Consider the following 18475-nt stretch of genomic DNA (forward strand, 5'->3'; position numbering starts at 1 on the left):
TGGTATAGCGATTGTATCGTTAGTTAATCAACAGGATATTTAACTACAGCAAAACTACATATTGGCTTTAAATGCTACAGCAGCTACTCAGATATTAGCATCATGGAGGCAGGGAGCAGAGGACAAGGAGGAAACGCCAGCGTTTAGAAATTGCCCGCGCTTTAGTAAGAAATCCCACAGCGTTAATACTGGATGAAGCAACCAGCGCCCTAGATACGGAAACCGAGTTAATTGTTAACCGCAATTTACAACACCGTGGTTGTTCCTGTATTGTAGTAGCCTATTGCCTCAGCACAATTCGCGACTGCCATGAAATTATTGTATTAGAGCAAGGTCAAATAGTGCAGCGTGGTAACCATGACGAATTATGGCAGCAGAGCGGAACTTATATTTGCTTACTCCACGCAGCAGAAGCTTAACAATTCAAAATTGAAGAAAGTTTCACACCTCTTATTTAAACCCCTAATGGCACTAAGTTAAGCGTAAACCTTTGATATAACTGGATGAGAGGGTGTGGGGTGTGGGGTGTGGGAAATCAAGAAAATGTTGAACTCCTTGACGCAACTAAAGTTTAATTTTCTTAAACACTACACCCAACACCCTACCCCCAACACCCTGCCAATGCGATCGCTAGACAAGTTTCTCAGTTTTACTCAAGCGATCGCTTTAAATTAACTGAGGCGATCACTTGACGTTGGTAGTAAACATCATAATGTTGATGACCAACATCGCAAATTTTGATTCCCCCTAGCCCCTAGGGGAAACGCATCTTATTTGCTAATAAAAACTAAGAAAAATTTCAAAATGATATATATAGTTGTAGAGAATAAGAGAAAGATAAATAAAGTGAATAAAGTATTTTTTAAAAATATGAATTAGATTATCGAAAGTAAAACCCCTATTTATTGATAGTAAAAAAGCTCACAAAGCAAGTATATAGCAATTCTCAGACACATGAAATACACTCCACCCGCGCTGTCGCGCACTCTCTCCTTGGTAATGGGAGGGTTGGGGAGGGTTGGGGAGGGGTTATTTTGTACCTCACTGGAGTTGGAAACGCTATATATAACTATGCTCATCTAGAGAATAAGTAAACTTTTCCCTAAAGTATCAATTCAAATTTTGATATATCAGTTTATGCTAACGCTAAAACTCTTTCTAAATAATTGTTATCCAACCCAGCGAGAAACTGTTTATTTTTTATTCCACGTTTGACACGCTTCTCTTGAGTTGTTTGCCCTAGGTTGCTTGGTTCGAGTGGGCAAGGAAACAGTTACTAATAAACCCGGTTTTTGATCTCTCAAATACCAACATTTGGGCTAGTTTTGGCTAATCTATGTTTATTCCAGATTGAGTAGGGAACACCTATAAAAGCTCCCAAAATTACGTAAGCTACCAGTGTCGGAATCACCATCTGCTGTACATGATTCAAAATAGCGATAAACAAAGCTAAACCAAAATTACGAGCAATACAGAAAATCGCTAAGGTAGCTCGCATATCATCATCGAGTCTGCCTAAGGTGTGTCCAATTCCTAGAGAGGCAATCACCATAATTGCGATCGCTACGAGTGGTAATTGCCCAACTCTGGAAAACAGTGGCAGCCCTAAGATGCACACTAAAACAACCATTACTAAAAAGAGACTGTTAGCAATAAAAGTCAAGGGTTTAGCAATCTGTTGGGTAAATGTATGCCCGAACTTTTGCATCAAAATACCGAGACTGACAGGTAATAACTGCACCATAATCACTTGTCGGGCAACGTCCACAATTGCTACTTTTTGGGAAATACTCTCAAATAAGGTGGCAAAAATCGCCAAAGTGATGGGAGTAACAAAAACCGCAAGTATTGCCAGAGTTAGCTGAAAACTCGCTGAGTAGTGGAAGCTGCCTCCAGCCTGTTGCGATCGCTTTGTGGTCAAAGGCGCACCTGGAGAAGCTGCAAGTATTGCCAATCCGATCATCACTGCCGATGGTAAGTTAAACAGTTTCAACAGCAGAATCACCACTAGAGGAACCAGCACAACAACCGCTAAAAGCGCACGGAATACTAAGACAGGTTTTCGCCAGAAGGAGCGCATCTTTTCAAAAGAGAGGTTGCACCCTATGGCTAACATTAGAGAAAAAATAGTGACTTTAACGAGTATCAGTAGTAAGGGATGGTGCATGGTTTTCAAATGACCGATCCTGGATGGTGAAAAATCACTACAAGATTCCGAAATTGCGCTAAAGCAGGACAACAATCAGTCAGCAAACTAACAGATTCTAGTAATTAAATTTATTCCTAATGAATGTTCATATCCTGTTACTTCCTATAATGTATGGGCAGGTGAATAATGAATATTTGTGTATTTCATCTAATGACTGTTGAACAATTCTTGAAGTTACTTCTTAAAGTGACTCAATAGACATAGAAATTATCTATCAAAACTGTACTCATAGCTGATTTATAAACAGAAATAAATCACTCTGCATCCTCCTAAAGAAAGTAGAATTATCGTGTTGAAACTACTACTTTATTAAGCCGATAGAGTAATTTGTATCTACCGAAAAGTATAGATCCGTTGGTAATGTGATCAAACTGTTGGAATACTGTAATAATAGAAGCCGGGGTTAAATAAGTGATTTAGGTCTGTCCTATGACCGTCCTGCTTCCTGATCTGGAAGGGATTGAAGAGTCCGAACTAGATGAAGTGTGGAGTTATGTAGGTGCTATCGACCGCCTGACAGGCAAAGTTTTAGCTTACGCATTTGGACAGTGTGTAAGACGAAGTATTTCTGAAGCTAAAAAATTGATTAAAGCCATTTGGTGTTAAGAAATACTATACAGATGGTTGGGGAGCTTATGAACGGCATTTACCTGCGGAAAAACATGAGATTGGCAAGAGAAAGACTCAAAGAATTGCACATAAACATCTAAATTTAAGAACTCGGCTGAAGCGACTAGCTAGAAAAACAATTTGCTTTTCTAAGACTGAGGAAATGCATGATTTGGTTATTGGGTTCTTTATCAATCGCTACGAGTTTGGCTTAAACGTCTAACAACAGTTTAATAACGCCACCCAAGAAAGGGAGATTGATATGCACAACGATTGGACGAAACCCGCCGCCATGGCAATCCCAAAGGGGGGAGTCTTCGCACAGGAACAGGGAAGATACGGACCGATTTTTCCTAAGACTCCCGCGTGCTACGGCTTCACGATCATCGCAAAAATCAAGCCCGGCAGGGAGGAGACCATCCGCGAATATGGGAAGACGATCGAGAAGACCATCGCCGACTTACCGGACGGTCTTGCTGTGCTCAAACTGCATTACCTACGTTGGGTGCTGTTTGATATCGCCGAGGACACATACTTCATGTACCAGGGCATCTTCGACACAGACTTCGACAAATATACTGAGGACGCCGTTGCACTCTTTTCAAAGTACGGACTCAATACTGTTTTCGAGAATCTTGAGGGATTTCCCGAGGACTGGAAGACGAACACATCGGCGTTCATCCAATTCGTCCGTGAGCACCAGTGTCCAAGCTTCCTCGAATACGGCGAGTATCCCTACGTAAGTTCCGACGAAATCAAGAAAGCCCTCAAACTCAAGGCGGCGTTCTCCAACATGCTTGACCAGATGCAGTAATCCATCAGGAGGAATTGATATGCTTGAGTTTGACGACATTCAGCACATTCTGTTGACTCGTGTGCCTGCGCTCACCGGACGGTATGAATTTCTATCGTTCCGGAATCCTGCTGGTGGACGAGCATGGCTAGCTGCCATTCTTGAAAAGGTACAGTCGTCTGCGGAGGTTCGTGCTTCGGTCGAACAGGACAACCGATGGGTGAGCGTGGCTTTCACCTGGAACGGCCTGCGGGCGCTGGGTATGGATGAGGCATCGCTGGCCACGTTTCCTGATGAGTTTAAGCAGGGCATGGTGGCCCGCGCGGAGATCCTCGGCGACACCGGCACGAATCATCCTGACAATTGGGTGGGAGGTGTGGCTAGTCCGGATCTCCATGCAATTGTGATTCTCTTTGCCCGCGATAACACGGAGCGTGATCGGTGCAAGGCGGAACACCAGCAACTCATCGCGCAGTGCGAGGGCGTGGAAGTGATCTCGGCATTGGATCTGGAGGCAACGCCGCCTTTCAACTATGCACACGACCACTTCGGCTACCGCGATCGGCTCTCGCAGCCAGCCATCGAAGGCTCGGGCGAAGAGCCGACGCCCGGTTCCGGTGCGCCGCTGAAGGCGGGCGAGTTCATCCTGGGATACCCGGACGAATATGGTCTCCCAGCCAATCTGCCGCAACCCGAGATCCTCTCCCGGAACGGTAGCTACATGGCCTATCGACGCCTGCAGGAGCATATCATCGAGTTTCGTGACTTCCTGCGCCAGCACGGTCAGACGCCGGAAGAGCAGGAACTTGTGGCGGCGAAATTGATGGGTCGTTGGCGCAGCGGCGCACCGCTGGTGCTGTCACCAAAAAAGGACGATCCAGCACTCGCCGTGGATATGCAGCGCAACAACGACTTCAACTATGCGACTATGGACCCGCATGGCTATGCCGTACCCCTCGGCTCCCATATCCGTCGCCTGAATCCTCGTGATACAGGGGCGAACATGAATCGGCGGCGGATGATCCGTCGCGGGGCGACCTACGGGCCACCACTCCCGGAAGATGCACCAGAAGACGGGATAGAGCGTGGCATTGCTGCCTTCGTGATCTGCGCGAGCCTGATTCGTCAGTTCGAGTTCGCGCAGAACGTGTGGGTGAATGACAAGAACTTCCACGAACTCGGCAACGAGCGCGATCCGATTATCGGCACGCAGGACGGCACCCTTGACTTCAAGATCCCGAAGCGGCCAATCCGGAAAACCATCAAGGGCATTCCGGCATTCACCACGGTTCGGGGCGGGGCTTACTTCTTTCTGCCCGGGCTGAAGGCGCTTCGGTACCTGGCGTCACTGAGCAGTGGCAGGTAACTTTAGAATCCGATCAAATAAAAGGAATGGTGGTGAAAATGAGCAAGCTCAATCGAGTTGGGCGAACGTACAACCAGAACCATGTGCCGCGACCGTACACGCCGAACAAACGTCGGTTCAGCATTTACTGGACGTGGAGTTATCCTTGGGAAGTCAACCGATATCTGACCGAATTGGATAATCGGTTTTCGACGATGACCGAAGTCCGTCGGGTCGGCTGGCCGAACTTTGAGGGATCTGAGTGGGATAAGATGAATTTCTTGCAGGGCATCGCTGGTACTCTGGAGCTATTCCACCGATCAACCATCGATTTTCAGCAAATCGTGGGCGAGATTACTGGGCAGCCGGTCGCCGTTTACCAACGCATTGACCAGGCAGGTTACAAACTCCTGATTGATGAAAGAATTCTGGCAGACACGGATACATTGATGGTGTTCGGTCTGGATCACCTCGTATCCGAGCAAGAGGCCGAGAAGGGAGAAATCGACGCGATCCGGGAGTGGCTTAACCGGGAAGGCACGTGCCTGCTCCTTGCGCCGCACCATGACGTGGGTTTCACGAGTGATATGCAGCAACGCCAGATGGAGTATAAGCATCACGGCGACGAACTCGTGCCGCGCCAGCAGCGCTTCGGTCAGTACACGCGATCGCTGATGAAAGAACTCGAAGTGCCTGTACTTAATCAGTTTGGACTCCGGCCTGCTATCGTACAAGGAAGCAACCAGATCGCACCCCTGACCGTTAACAAGGATCTCGACAAACTGGGTTTGCTGAATGGAGTTACCACGTTCAACTTCCATCTGCATCTGCCCCACTACGCGCTGACAACAGAGGACACGAAGTCCATTCATGTTTTGGCGACACAGCCGATTGATCTTTCCCGACCGCATCCGTTCACGGCAGAGGGAAATCGGGAATTCAATACGTGCATCTGGGTACCGCCGAACGGTTACCGTGGCGGCGATATTTTGCTTGCCGACTCGACCATCTTCACCACACTATTCGGCGGCACGGAAAGTCTAGGACACTTTTGGCGGAACATGGCGAAACTGCGAGTCAATGTCTAAGTGGAGAGCGGAAAATTTCAGGGGAGATAGGCAAGAATTAAGCAAGGGGTTCTAGACATTAATCATCCCAAAGACCTTGAAACGAATGGCACGCTTGAAAAGCTAAAATCCTTGCTAGGGCAGGGTGTAGTCCATTTGCCACAAGTTAGAAATAAGTGAATTTTGTCAATACATCTTTGTACATAGATATCTCTGTATAAGAATAATATTGGGGTGGGGAAGGAGGGCAGCGTTGCTGCCCTCCTTCCCCACCCCAATATTTGATTATCATTATCAGTAGGTTTGAAAGTAGGATTTCCTAACAGAAAAAATTATGTGAAACTCAGTTAATACAAGTAATTGAGCGATTGTAAAAACCGTGAGCAGCAGCCGTAAAATCAATCGAGATCATGCTAAAAAGAAGCAACGGCCAATGGTGGAAGACGAAGTAATTGCTTTTCAACTCGAACAGTTACTGACACCAGCCATTACTACCCAAGAAAATTACTACCGTCAACTGGGATTAAGAGACAGGATTCTCAACTTACCATTAATGGTAGCGGCGGTATTACAAAGTTTGAAGCAGATATTTTAAATTTAGTTACTCCCAATAATCTGCTTTTATTAGATAGAGGATTTTACCACTTTAATTTCTGGCTACAACTAATTGCTAAGAATGTGAACTTTATAACCCGGTTAAAAAAGGGAGCAGCGATTCATGTCCAGCAAGTGTTTACAGATAGCTTTTATTTACGCGACCGTCTGATACGTCTTGGTTCTGGCACAAAGAAGACTCCCTTTGTTACTCTACGTCTAGTTGAAATTCGTTCAGGCAAGACATGGCATTCTTATTTAACGAGTGTGCTTGACCCTACAGTTCTACCACCCTATGTTGTGGCTGATTTGTATCGCCGAAGATGGAGAATTGAAGATGCTTTTAATACTGTAAAGCGACTTTTAGGTTTAAGTTATTTATGGACTGGTTCAATGAATGGTGTTCAATTGCAGATTTGGGCTACTTGGTTATTTTATGCTGTATTGGTTGATTTAGGTGATGCTGTCACCGACGAACTTTCTCTACCTTTTGACTCCATTTCTGTAGAGATGATTTATCGCGGTCTTTATCATTTTTATGTTGCTCATCAAAAAGGTCTAGCAACTGACCCTATCAAAGATTTTGCTGCTCCAGAAAATCAATATTTAGGCATTGTTAAACGTCAACGAAAACCAAACATGAAGCTAATTGTTGCACCCTTTCCTGATCAACAACGAGGCACACCTGAATTTTTCTTTCAGCCATCTTCTCAAATCTCCTTGACAATTGCCTCACAATCTTAACTTGTGACCAATGTTTCTTCCCTGAAAAAAGATAAACAAAATTGATTAATACTGTCAGATGGTCACTTCAAGCTATCGTGTCGCTTAAAACTTGCTACTTGTGTCACTTGCCTGTGGTATTGAAAAGCAAGATCAGGAATAATCTAGCAGTAGGATAGCACAGCTAGCTGTGTTACCCTACTCATGTCCTTCATTGCGATGAAAATTACTATAAAATCACAAATAAACACCGATAAATTATGAGTGTTTATTTATGGTTTAATTTACCGAAAATTGACTTGTGCAATCACTATTATTAATAGCCGCATTTATATCATGACCCAAACTAAAATTGAAGGTATTTATGAAGTGTGTATTGGCATCCCAGAGCCAATTTCTGCAATTCAATATTGGGAGCAATTTGGCTATCGTATTGGTCAAGTGGGTGAATTGAACGCAGATATAGCCAATCAATTATATGGAGTGAATTCCTCTTTACGTTCAATTCGTCTTTACCATCAAAACGCAGATCATGGTTTAGTTCGTCTCCTAGTTTGGCAAAATCCCACACATCAGGGTTTAGGAACAGAGTCAATGAAAGTTAAGGGAAATCGCTGGGCAACAACCTTAACTGCTGATGTATTAAGTATTTTAAATCATGTAGAAGATGCAAAAGCCGCAGGTTGGCCTATCAGGTACACTAACCCTTACTGGGAAGTCATTTACAACAAAGAAAGAAAAAGTCGTCCTTTCGTGGAACAGGCTGTTGGAGTGCGAGAAATGCTGCTATTGCAACCCTTGGCTAGACAGGTTTTATTTCAAAGATTTGGCTATACACTGCCGCATTATGGACAAATCAACCCTAACGCTGCTTTTAAAACTAGTCAGTTTACCCATATGGGAATCATTACTCAAGATGATAGCAAAGAAACCGTAAGGTTTTACGAAGAAGTTTTGGGGTTGCTGCGTGTGCGTGATAATGTTGAGACTAGCTATGAATCTTCACCAGCGGGTCGACATATTTTTGACCTCAACCCTGGAGAAAAGTTTATTGTTACTACCTTTGATGACCCACGTTCTTCAAAATCTGACTTGATGGCTGCACGCAGCGGCAGACTTTACATCATTCGCTTTCCAGAATACGTCAATTTAGAATCGCGTTTTGAAGCAGCCGAACCAGGGAGCCTGGGAGTTTCTCTCTACACTTATCGTGTACAGGGAATAGAAGAGTATTGCGATCGCATCAAAGCGAGTACTGCAAAAAAAATTACTCCCATCATTAGCAATGAGTTTGGCGAGAAGAGCTTCTCTTTTGTTGCACCAGATGGTTACTTTTGGACTTTACTAGAAGGCAACTAATTTAAATACAGCAGTTTATAAGTAAATGAAGTACAGGATCTGAGTTAAAAAGCTAGATATCAAGCCGGATTTACTTCTGACTCCTGTATTCTAAATTTTCCTATCAGTAACAAACCATCCAAGCTTCCCCGACATCTCCAAATTATGGGTGGATACAAAAGGATTCTGCATTCCCGTTTCGGGAGGCTTTGGAATGACTAAAATTACTGTTGGGTTCAAATATAAAACTTGTCATTAGATAGAGTACTGGTTCCAGACATTTCCTGTTTCTTGCAATTGCGGCCTAGTCTCAGTTTCGTACTTGTTAATAGCTTCAATGACTTCAAAAAGCACATTAACTGCGTCGCTTAGCACTACCTCATTGGAGTCGTCAATAGCTCCAATAACTTCAAAAAGTACATTAGCAGTTTCGTCTAGTATCACTTCATCCGAGGTTGAAAAATCTTCAGAAAATTCAACTTTTCGACAGCCTTGCATAGTTTGTGCAAGCTGGAGAGATTGTTGACATCCCTTGAGGATTTCCCGAATCTCTGCTGTAGTTAATGTAAATTCCATTATTAGTTACTCCAAATATAAAGAATAATTTCTATAAACAATACTCAATAAGCATCACAGGCTTCGGCACAAGCGCAAGCTAGTTAATCCTATAATCAGTGCAATCTCATTTTGATGATGTCGTAAATAATACATAATTTGTTGAAATATTTTTGTTTTGTAGGAAACTAACCAAGCTTTCTCTATGTATAAACACAAGGGCTTCACGACTATTGATATAAATCCTGCTTTCGTTCTAAAAAGACTTACCCCAGGACAGTAGTACTCCTTTGGTAAAATTTAGTTAACATAAATAGCACTGCCACTGGTTCGAGCGAATGCCAGCGAATTGGCGAGTAGTTCCTGAGTTAAGTGTTCATGTTAGATCGCCTGATAGTTAAATGTGATTCTCTGGTTGGGATGTAAGTAAGAGAATCAACTAGCAGCCGCTATCAATCAAAATCCTCCTGTTCATTTCTGAGATTGCTTGTACTTAAACACAAGATAAATCACAGATTTCGGCAATTTGGCAACTTATCTTTTTCAGTTACGGTTTTAATAGAGATATCAACAGTGCCGGACAGTCAAGAAGTTGTACAAGGAATAGAATAAAGCTCCTGCTTCAATGTCCTGCCCTATGCCAGTTTGAGATGAGTGCTGTAAAACAGCTCTACATGATTGATACAGCACTGAGTTACTGCTCTAAAACTGGCTAGAAATCAACTAGAACATATAGAACCGAGGAATTGTATAAGTCTAGTTTGGTGCATAATTTCTCAACGCGGTTAGTGAAAGCTAGCTAGTTGAATGTTAGCCTCTCCCTTAATACTGCTTTGAACGCTATTTGAGTTGAAGAGAGACAATCGCTGCAATTAACCTGCATCTATTACCTGAGTAGATAATCCGGATGGTTTATCCCTAATATCTAGGTGTTCTACCTAAAAGATATTAATAAGGGGTGTTGCTGATTAATGCGATGAATTTTGTTTCGCGCATACCGCTAAGGCGGAACCCGCAGAGTAGGCGCTGAGAGTCTATCTTTAGTCTTGGTCAAAAATCTCAATTCATCCCGCAAATATGCAACACCCAATAGGGAATGGCATTGTAACTGAGCGCATTCACACTTGATGAAAAGACCTCAACACTATAATCCTGGGAACATAACGAAGGCTTAGCTTAGCCCGCACATACGTATTGTGTAAACCAACACACTTAGAGAAGAGTGTTTTGGTTAACCCATAGTAACTGGCTTATGGATATGTGCAATAGAGTTACCTTTCATGGGTGAAGAATGTTCAAATGCTTCTGGGTGGGTTATTGGAAGAGAGCGAATCAGCTCACGAATCACATCAGTTGCTGGCCTGCCCGTGATTGCACAATATCGTTCAAGTTTTTTGCTCTCAATCAATCCAAGATTTAGTGTAATTCTTTTAACAGCCCATTTTTTGTTCATCACTTGCTCTATTAATCAAATTTGAGAAATTAAATTTATAAAGCAAGATGCAATGGTTAATGAATAATAGTGCCAGCCGATTGCTAACCACAGCATACTTGCCGTAAAACTATTTTTAGCACATCCACTCCCAGGGTATTTACCTGTAATCCCAAACTTCATCAATAAATCATTTATATAAATTTTGGTTTCATCTGAAAAGAGTTTATATTTTCACAGATATTGTCAAACAAAGTGCAATGAGAAGAAAGGTAGTAAGAGATTTATCTTCAGCAAATTACTGACTTGTGAACTATGATTAACACTGATTTCATAAACTTGCATCCAATGTTCATCTAGTCTTTACCCAGAGGTTGAATTTACTATGTTAAACTCTGGATATAAACAAAGAAACAATCACTATATTTAACTTTATAACTTAACTTTTGTTAATGCCTCTAGAATTTTTTTAGAGGTATTTAACATTTAATAATACCAATTCAATTAATGATTGCAACACATACTTGGGTGAAGACGCGATGAATCGCGTCTCTACAAATGGCCGGCCTATTTGTCATATTCTTTTTTCAAATTGGTATAACTTCAAAGGGGAACGCTACGGAGAACCTTGCTTGCCTAAAATGTAAGAGCGATCGCAATTTGACACGATCTATTGCTAGATTTAGTTATTTTGGCGATGAAAGCCTCCCAGACTTTCATCGACAGCGAGGCATTTTATTACTGGTAAGTGCCTTAGCTTATTCAGCTAATAAACTGACTGATTTAGACAAACTTTTACGTTTGTCATGAAAGAGATTATGGATTATCGCGCAGAAAGTTGCTAATTTCACCTAGCTCCTGCTCATTAAGGCGAAATTCACTTGCACCGATGATTCCCTCGACCTGTTTGGGGTTGCGCCCACCAACGATCGCAGCTGTAACCGCAGGATTGTTTAAAGTCCAAGCGATCGCCACCTCACCCGCAGAGCGCCCGTGTTGTTGACCGATATGCTGTAATATCTCGACGAGTTTCAGGTTACGAGATAGACGTGGCTCCTGGAATTCACTGCTGGTCTTGCGCCAATCATCATCTGGCAGGTTGGCTACTCGCTCAGACGTCATTGCTCCTGTGAGCAAGCCCGATTGCATAGGTGAATAGACAATCACACCTATGTTGTTTTCCTTACAGAAAGGTAGGATCTCGTTTTCGACATCGCGCTTAACCAGTGAATAAGGCGGCTGTAATGAGGTGACTGGTGCAATCTCCTGGACACGTTTTAACTGCTCGACATTGAAGTTTGAAACCCCGATATAGCGAACCTTGCCCTCATCTTTTAGCTTGCTGAGAGTTGTCCAGCCTTCTTCAATATCTGAATCGGGGTTAGGCCAGTGAATCTGATAGAGGTCAATGGTTTCAATGTCGAGTCGGCGCAAACTGCCTTCAACTTCCTGTCGGACTGAATCTGCCTTGAGGCTGCGACCAATTTTGCCAGATTCATCCCAGATCATTGAGCATTTAGTGAAAATATAGGGACGATCTGAGCGAGCTTTGAGCGCCTTAGCAACAACCTCTTCCGAATGCCCTAGTCCATAAACTGCTGCGGTATCAATCCAATTCACGCCGAGATCGAGGGCGCGATTGATTGCTTCAATCGATTCTTGGTCGTCCTGCGCTCCCCAACCAAAAGCCCAACCACCTCCACCGATTGCCCAAGCACCAAAGCCAATTGGGGTGATGTGAAGCTCTGAATTTCCGAGTTGTTTGGTTTGCATATCTACAATTTGTCCAAAAATTTTAGAGTCAGTCGTTAGTGTACGCTGCAAACATTTCCTCAACTGCTATCTGTAGTGTGAATTATTCTCCGTATAAATACACTTTTGTCAGTGAGTTGCCTTCCATGTTTCTCAACTATAAAGCGTTAAGCAGCAAGGGATAACAATACATCCACCCCATACAGCAAGCGATTGAGACATGAGAAGTTTTTGCGAGAATCAAGATGCTTTTGATAGACATTGAGAGATGCGATCGCAGTTTGTGTTGCAAATGCTTCAATCGTATTGACTACTATAATACGAGTTGTAACACAAAATATTATTTAATTTTCTACCTCAATCAGCCTCTATTACTCTATCAACAGGTCTAATTTTATGCTGGTGTTAAGGCTGATTTGATATTAGTAAACTTATAGCAGTAAGCTTCATAGCTTTATGTACAGAGCATCAAACAGCAGTAAGTGCTAAAAATTAATGATTCAAACAATTATTATTTTTGTCATCCTTGGGCTGATTATTACTGCAATTTTAGTTAGTCCCAGATTAATTAAACAGCGGAGAAACCGCATTAAATATCGTTCTTTTCCTCCACTTTGGAATGCTACTATTGAAAATAATCTTCCGATTTATCTCCAGCTTTCACCTGATGAACGCAGACGGTTACAAGGACATATTCAAGTGTTCTTAAGAGAAAAACAATTCATTGGTTGCCAAGGAGTACAGGTTACAGAAGAAATGAAACTCACCATTGCTTCTGTTGCCTGTTTACTCTTGCTCAATGAGCGAGGAGAATACTTCTCTAGACTTCGTTCAATTTTGATTTATCCTAGTACTTATTTTGTGAAGCAAACCATTGCCACAAGCAATTATGTTGTTGAGGAAAGGCGTGAGGCTAGATTGGGGGAATCATGGACTAAAGACCAAGTTATACTTTCCTGGGAACAGGTACAACGAGATACTCACAATTGGCAGGATGGACATAACGTCGTACTTCATGAATTCGCCCATCAGTTGGATCAAGAAGATGGGAAAGCAGAAGGTGTTCCTATTTTGCAACGCAAGTCAGATTATTCTATTTGGGCTAGGGTAATGACAGAAGAATATAAACAACTCTGTGATGATGTTCAACGAGGTGTCAAAACTGTAATTGATAGTTATGGCGCAACTAATCCCGCAGAATTTTTTGCTGTAGCGACTGAAACTTTCTTTGAAAAACCACAGCAATTATTGAATAAGCATCCAGCACTTTATGAGTTACTGCAAGATTATTATCAGATAGATCCTGTGCAATGGGTGTAAATATTATAAGAGGGACGCACAGATGTGCGCCCCTGCTTTTGCAAGGAGTTTAATATATCAGTTCATTTCAAAAAACATCAATTTTATCTACTTTCTCCCAAGGGAGTTCTATATCCATCCTACCTACATGACCATAGGCAGCAAGTTTCTTATAAAAACTACCTTTATTTAATGAAGGTAAATGTCTTAAATTAAACTGTTTGATAATACCTGCAAGACGGAAATCAAAATTTTTCTCTAGGAGTGTTGTGATTTCTTCATCAGCAATTTTGCCTGTGCCAAAAGTTTCAACTTGGACACTAACAGGTCTGGATAGTCCTATGGAATAACTTAGCTGTACCTCACATTCATCAGCCAATTTTGCCGCTACTATATTTTTAGCTGCATAACGGGCAATATATGCTCCTACTCTATCTATCCTAATTGGATCTTTGCCGCTCAAAGCTGAACCACTATGTTTTGAATATTCGCCATAGGTATCTATAGCATTTTTTCTACCTGTTAACCCAGAGTGAGCTGCTGGGCCACCTTTAATAAATGGCCCATCAGGATTAATAAATATTCTTGTCTGTTTATCTGGTTTAATATCTTCGTCTTCAAATACAGGATAAATCACAGTTTCTCTAATATCATCCTGTAATTGTTGCAAATCAGGTTTTGATGGTTTATTTTGACTGGCAATAACTGTAATACTGTGGATTCTGTGGGGTTGACGATTTTTATATTCCACTCCTACTTGAGTTTTACCATCAGGAGTAAGATAAGTCAGTATATTTTGGCGTTTTACTTCAGTAATTCGCTTGGCAAGTTTGTGTGCTAGCCATATCGGTAATGGCATGAGAGTATTTGTTTGATTACAAGCAAAGCCAAAAACTGTTACTTGATTGGTGACAGTAATTTGCTCTATCTCTTCATCAGATAAACTTTTTTCATCAAAGAAATGAGATTTGTTAGAAGACAATTCTTTTAAACTTGTCAAAATGCTACAGGTTCTACCATTAAAATCAGATTGCTCGTAACCCACCTGATCAATAACTTGTCTAGCTATATTAGTAAAATCTACGTTGGCATTAGGTTCAAATCTTGCTGCTATAAAAACGATGCCTGTAGATACAGCACATTCTGTGACTACTCTGGCGAAGGGGTCTTGCTGCAAAAACCGATCAACGATCGCATCACTAATCTGATCACAAAGTTTATCAGGATGCCCCTCAGTTACTGACTCAGATGTAAACATGAAGTCTTTTTTCATAATTCACCTTGCCTGTGTTGGGGATTGGGGACTGGGGACTGGGGATTAGGGATTAAAAGTGTTGAGTTAGGAGTAGAGACGCGATTATACTCTTACGAGAAGCCGCTCTTCGAGCGTCTACGCGTCTGTACAGAAATCAGAAAATAGTAATTATTTTCTTAATCTCCTCCTTGTCCCCCTTGTCTTCCTTGTCCTCCTTGCCCCCTGCTCCCCTGCCTCTTGAGAGTCCCCAGTTCCTTTGGTACTTTCATTCACTAACAAAGGTAGTAAAGCACTACCTCCAATCACAGCAGCATCCATAGCATTAAGTGGCGTAATCTGTAAAAGACTCTTCAATGGAGGGAAAGCTATAGCTAAAAGTTGGAGGGCAAAAGAGCCTGTAACAGCGGTATTTAAGTAAGGATTATTTGGTAGTTTTTCTTTATTAAATATGCTGTGGCTTTCTGAACGGCTACTAAATGTATGTAAAAGTTGTCCACTTGTTAAACTCAGAAAAGCAACAGTACTTGCCTGGGGGCCAATGCCATATCTGAAGATGGCGTAGCCATAGGCTGCTAAAGTACTGACGGATAATGTTGCAGATTCAAAAGCAATTCTGCCAAAATCAGAATTCTTAATAATAGGTTCGTCAGGGTTGCGGGGCGGCTGGCTCAAAACTTCAGGTTCTGGTGCTTCCATCGCTAGAGAAAGTCCAGGGAAAATGTCAGTCACCAAATTCAGCCACAGCAGTTGAATGGCATTCAAAGGTTCACCAATTCCCACTGCGGTGGCTGTGGTCATTACCATGATTTCGCTGAGGTTTGTAGCTAGGAGGAAATGTACTGATTTTCTGATGTTGTTGTAGATTGTCCGTCCCCGGCTGACAGCAATCATCATTGTTTCGAGTCTGTCATCTTCTAAAACAATATCTGCAACCTCACGCGCCACATCGGTTCCGCCTTTGCCCATTGCTACACCAACTTGTGCTGCTTTCAGCGCTGGTGCATCGTTAATACCATCGCCAGTCATGGCGACAACTTTGCCGGCTGCTTGCAATGCTTGGACAATTTGCAGTTTATTGCTAGGACTGATACGGGCAAAAACATCTACTTTGTCGCTGAGTGCTGTTAGTGCTTCAGGTGTGAGATTGTTGAGGTTAGTAGAATCGAGAATTTCTAATTGGGGGTCTCTATTCAACTCTAATTCTTTAGCGATCGCATAAGCTGTTGGACTTTGATCACCAGTAATCATTACTGTATCGATTCCTGCTTGATGAAAGTCACCAATTAATTCTTTCGCACCCTTTCTTATCGGGTCTGCCATCCCCACAAGACCCAACCAGATTAAGTTTGACTCATAATTATCCCCGTTGTGAGTTTCATCAACATAGCTATAAGCTACGCCTAACACTCGCAATGCTTTACCTGCCATGCGATCGTTTTCCATCTCCAGCGCCTGTCTGTCTTCTTCGGTAAAAGGCACAACTTTGCCATTTTTCATCCAACCTTGGCATATCTGAATCACTTCAGCGGGATTGCCTTTAACAGCTACTAACTTTTTGTCATCATGAGTTCCATGAATTGTACTCATGATGTTACGGTTTTCTGAGCGCAAGTTTGTTTGCAGTAGAGGATATTTTTGCCTAAGTTCTATAACATTTACGCCAGCACCAATTGCTATGTGAATTAGAGCATTTTCTGTTGCTGAACCGTTAATAGTATACTCGCCATCTTGCTCTATATTGACTTCACTTTCATTGCAAAGAACTGAGATATGAATCAACTTTAAAAGTTCATCACAGCTATAGAGGTTAATATTCTCTTTGCCGCTAATAAATTCATTGTCAGTTACTGTAATATATCTGGTGTTGATATGTATTTCCGCCACCGACATTCTATTTTCGGTAATTGTCCCGGTTTTATCCATGCAAATCGTCTGCACAGAACCTAATGCTTCCACTGCACTGAGACTCCGAACGAGGACGTTATTTTTCCTCATATCTCGGATGCCTAGCGCTAAGGTGGTAGTGGCGATTGTCGGTAATCCTTCAGGAACCGCAGCTACTGCTAAAGATATCGATGATTTGAGCATTTGTACTAAGCCATATCCGCGCAGCACTCCCAAACCGAAGACAAGGCCGCAAATTCCCATACCGATTAAAACGAGTTGACTACCCACTTCGTCTAGTTGTCTAGCCAAAGGAGTTTCCATTGCCGTCGCCTCGCCAACTAGTTGTTGAATCTTGCCCATTTCGGTAAATTTGCCTGTGGCTACAACCGCAGCCAGTCCTTGACCACCCGTTACTAAAGTTCCTTTGTAGACCATATTAAAGCGATCGCCTAACGGTACATCTTCACCAGTTAAAGACGCAGTGATTTTAGTAACAGGAATACTTTCGCCAGTTAGGGCAGACTCATCAATACTTAGATTATCTGCTTCGATCAGTCGGGCATCTGCTGCTACATAAATGCCGGGTTTGAGAAATAAAATATCTCCTAAAACAACATCTTCTGTGGGGATTTCTATCAGGTTGCTATCTCTAATTGCCCAAGTTGATGTTTGTTCGCGACTTCTGAGAGAATGAATAATTCTTTCTGATTGGCTTTCTGTGGTGTAACCAATCACTGCATTCAAACCAACCACACCCATAATCACTACAGCATCAATTAGTCCGCCAGTGAAAATAGAAACCCCAGCAGCAACACCAAGTAAAGCAACTGGCAGAGATTTAAACTGGTCAATTAAGATACTTAAATCAGAGCGAGTGGCTATTTGGGCTAGGACATTCGAGCCATATTTTTGCAAATTTTCTGCGGCAGACTTGCTAGATAATCCTGATGTTTTTGAAGTATTTAAAACTGTTAAGACATTATCTGTCGGTATTAAATGCCAGCTTTCTATCTTTTGCTCTTGTCCTGAGACAACTTTTGTGTGGGATACTTTTTTATCTTGTGTTAATTTTGCTGCCTGTAAATCTCCGCCTTGTTTTTGATAATCTAATATTAAATTTTCAATCAATGAAGCGATTTTTTGAGGATTATTGTCTTTTTGGAAGAGAACAAGAATATTGCTAGTTAATGGATTTGCCGAAACATAAGTAATTTCTGCTTTATTTGAAAGCGATCGCTCCAAATATTGCTTTAAATGTGGTGAACGATAAAGCTCATTAATTTTATATCTTGCTCTTCCTTTAACGTTAGTATGTATTGCTTTAATCACAGCAATTACTACTCCTAAAGCATCCTTTATAATTATTGAAATTTATTTCTTAATCCAAAGTTTTATTAGTCTATCGTGAAAATATTTAAACTTTTAAACTAACAATGATTCTCTTGAATTTATCTCATCCTAAATTAGACTTTTCAAAACTTTTTTAATAAACCCAATATCTAACCATAATAAACCCAAACGCTAAATCCATCAGTCTTAAGTTACAAAAGCCATTGGCAGCTAGTGTTAAAACTTAAAAATTTCTATCTTGAGAAATAAGTATAAATGCAAATAACA

At 41.9% G+C, this 18475-nt stretch carries 14 protein-coding genes and 3 pseudogenes; 11 read left to right on the top strand and 6 right to left on the bottom strand.

Annotation, left to right across the window (positions count from 1 at the left end; all coding sequences use genetic code 11):
- Positions 1-126 precede the first annotated feature (126 nt).
- Positions 127-419 (top strand): annotated as a pseudogene (locus WKK05_RS09205) (ATP-binding cassette domain-containing protein); the annotation flags it as partial.
- Positions 420-543: 124 nt separating this feature from the next.
- Positions 544-675: a hypothetical protein gene (locus WKK05_RS09210; protein WP_341529434.1), complete on the top strand. Its 132-nt coding sequence runs from the start codon at positions 544-546 to the stop codon at positions 673-675.
- Positions 676-1300: 625 nt separating this feature from the next.
- Here the strand turns inward: WKK05_RS09210 and WKK05_RS09215 are convergent.
- Positions 1301-2167 carry a bile acid:sodium symporter gene (locus tag WKK05_RS09215; RefSeq protein ID WP_341529435.1) on the bottom strand — a complete coding sequence of 289 codons (867 nt, stop codon included), beginning with the start codon at positions 2165-2167 and terminating at the stop codon, positions 1301-1303.
- 471 nt (positions 2168-2638) lie between these two features.
- On the opposite strand from WKK05_RS09215, the gene WKK05_RS09220 reads away from it, so the two are divergent.
- The 7 genes and pseudogenes from WKK05_RS09220 (at position 2639) to WKK05_RS09250 (ending at position 8699) form a co-directional block, all read left to right on the top strand.
- Entirely contained in the window at positions 2639-2815 is a 177-nt protein-coding gene (locus WKK05_RS09220; protein ID WP_341529436.1) for a hypothetical protein, read from the top strand.
- A gap of 10 nt (positions 2816-2825) precedes the next feature.
- Positions 2826-3041: pseudogene (locus WKK05_RS09225) on the top strand (IS1 family transposase); the annotation flags it as partial.
- Positions 3042-3080: 39 nt separating this feature from the next.
- The gene (locus WKK05_RS09230; RefSeq protein ID WP_341529437.1) at positions 3081-3632 is read left to right on the top strand and encodes a hypothetical protein; all 552 of its coding nucleotides are present in this window, start codon (positions 3081-3083) and stop codon (positions 3630-3632) included.
- 19 nt (positions 3633-3651) lie between these two features.
- Positions 3652-4977 (top strand): peroxidase, encoded by a 1326-nt coding sequence (locus WKK05_RS09235; RefSeq protein WP_341529438.1) that lies wholly within the window; start codon positions 3652-3654, stop codon positions 4975-4977.
- A 38-nt stretch (positions 4978-5015) separates the two neighbouring features.
- Positions 5016-6044 carry a hypothetical protein gene (locus WKK05_RS09240; RefSeq protein ID WP_341529439.1) on the top strand — a complete coding sequence of 343 codons (1029 nt, stop codon included), beginning with the start codon at positions 5016-5018 and terminating at the stop codon, positions 6042-6044.
- Between the two features lie 412 nt (positions 6045-6456).
- A pseudogene (locus WKK05_RS09245) lies at positions 6457-7361 on the top strand (transposase).
- A 315-nt stretch (positions 7362-7676) separates the two neighbouring features.
- Complete coding sequence (locus tag WKK05_RS09250; protein WP_341529440.1) at positions 7677-8699, top strand: VOC family protein; 1023 nt, start codon at positions 7677-7679, stop codon at positions 8697-8699.
- Positions 8700-8933: 234 nt separating this feature from the next.
- Here WKK05_RS09250 and WKK05_RS09255 read toward each other — a convergent pair whose 3' ends face one another.
- Both WKK05_RS09255 and WKK05_RS09260 read right to left on the bottom strand, forming a co-directional pair.
- Complete coding sequence (locus tag WKK05_RS09255) at positions 8934-9254, bottom strand: hypothetical protein (RefSeq protein ID WP_341529441.1); 321 nt, start codon at positions 9252-9254, stop codon at positions 8934-8936.
- Positions 9255-10464: 1210 nt separating this feature from the next.
- On the bottom strand, positions 10465-10686 hold the full coding sequence (locus WKK05_RS09260) for a CopG family transcriptional regulator (RefSeq protein WP_341529442.1): 222 nt from the start codon (positions 10684-10686) through the stop codon (positions 10465-10467).
- Between the two features lie 639 nt (positions 10687-11325).
- Between WKK05_RS09260 and WKK05_RS09265 the strand changes: the two genes are divergently transcribed.
- Entirely contained in the window at positions 11326-11475 is a 150-nt protein-coding gene (locus WKK05_RS09265; RefSeq protein WP_341529443.1) for a hypothetical protein, read from the top strand.
- 6 nt (positions 11476-11481) lie between these two features.
- Here WKK05_RS09265 and WKK05_RS09270 read toward each other — a convergent pair whose 3' ends face one another.
- The gene (locus WKK05_RS09270) at positions 11482-12438 is read right to left on the bottom strand and encodes an aldo/keto reductase (protein WP_341529444.1); all 957 of its coding nucleotides are present in this window, start codon (positions 12436-12438) and stop codon (positions 11482-11484) included.
- 474 nt (positions 12439-12912) lie between these two features.
- Between WKK05_RS09270 and WKK05_RS09275 the strand changes: the two genes are divergently transcribed.
- Positions 12913-13737, top strand: coding sequence for a M90 family metallopeptidase (locus WKK05_RS09275; protein ID WP_341529445.1), 825 nt, complete (start codon positions 12913-12915; stop codon positions 13735-13737).
- A 67-nt stretch (positions 13738-13804) separates the two neighbouring features.
- Here WKK05_RS09275 and metK read toward each other — a convergent pair whose 3' ends face one another.
- Both metK and WKK05_RS09285 read right to left on the bottom strand, forming a co-directional pair.
- Positions 13805-14989 carry a methionine adenosyltransferase gene (metK, locus tag WKK05_RS09280; RefSeq protein WP_341529446.1) on the bottom strand — a complete coding sequence of 395 codons (1185 nt, stop codon included), beginning with the start codon at positions 14987-14989 and terminating at the stop codon, positions 13805-13807.
- A 150-nt stretch (positions 14990-15139) separates the two neighbouring features.
- The gene (locus WKK05_RS09285) at positions 15140-18187 is read right to left on the bottom strand and encodes an HAD-IC family P-type ATPase (RefSeq protein WP_341529447.1); all 3048 of its coding nucleotides are present in this window, start codon (positions 18185-18187) and stop codon (positions 15140-15142) included.
- Between the last annotated feature and the right edge of the window lie 288 nt (positions 18188-18475).

This window comes from Nostoc sp. UHCC 0302, assembly GCF_038096175.1.
Taxonomy (GTDB): domain Bacteria; phylum Cyanobacteriota; class Cyanobacteriia; order Cyanobacteriales; family Nostocaceae; genus UHCC-0302.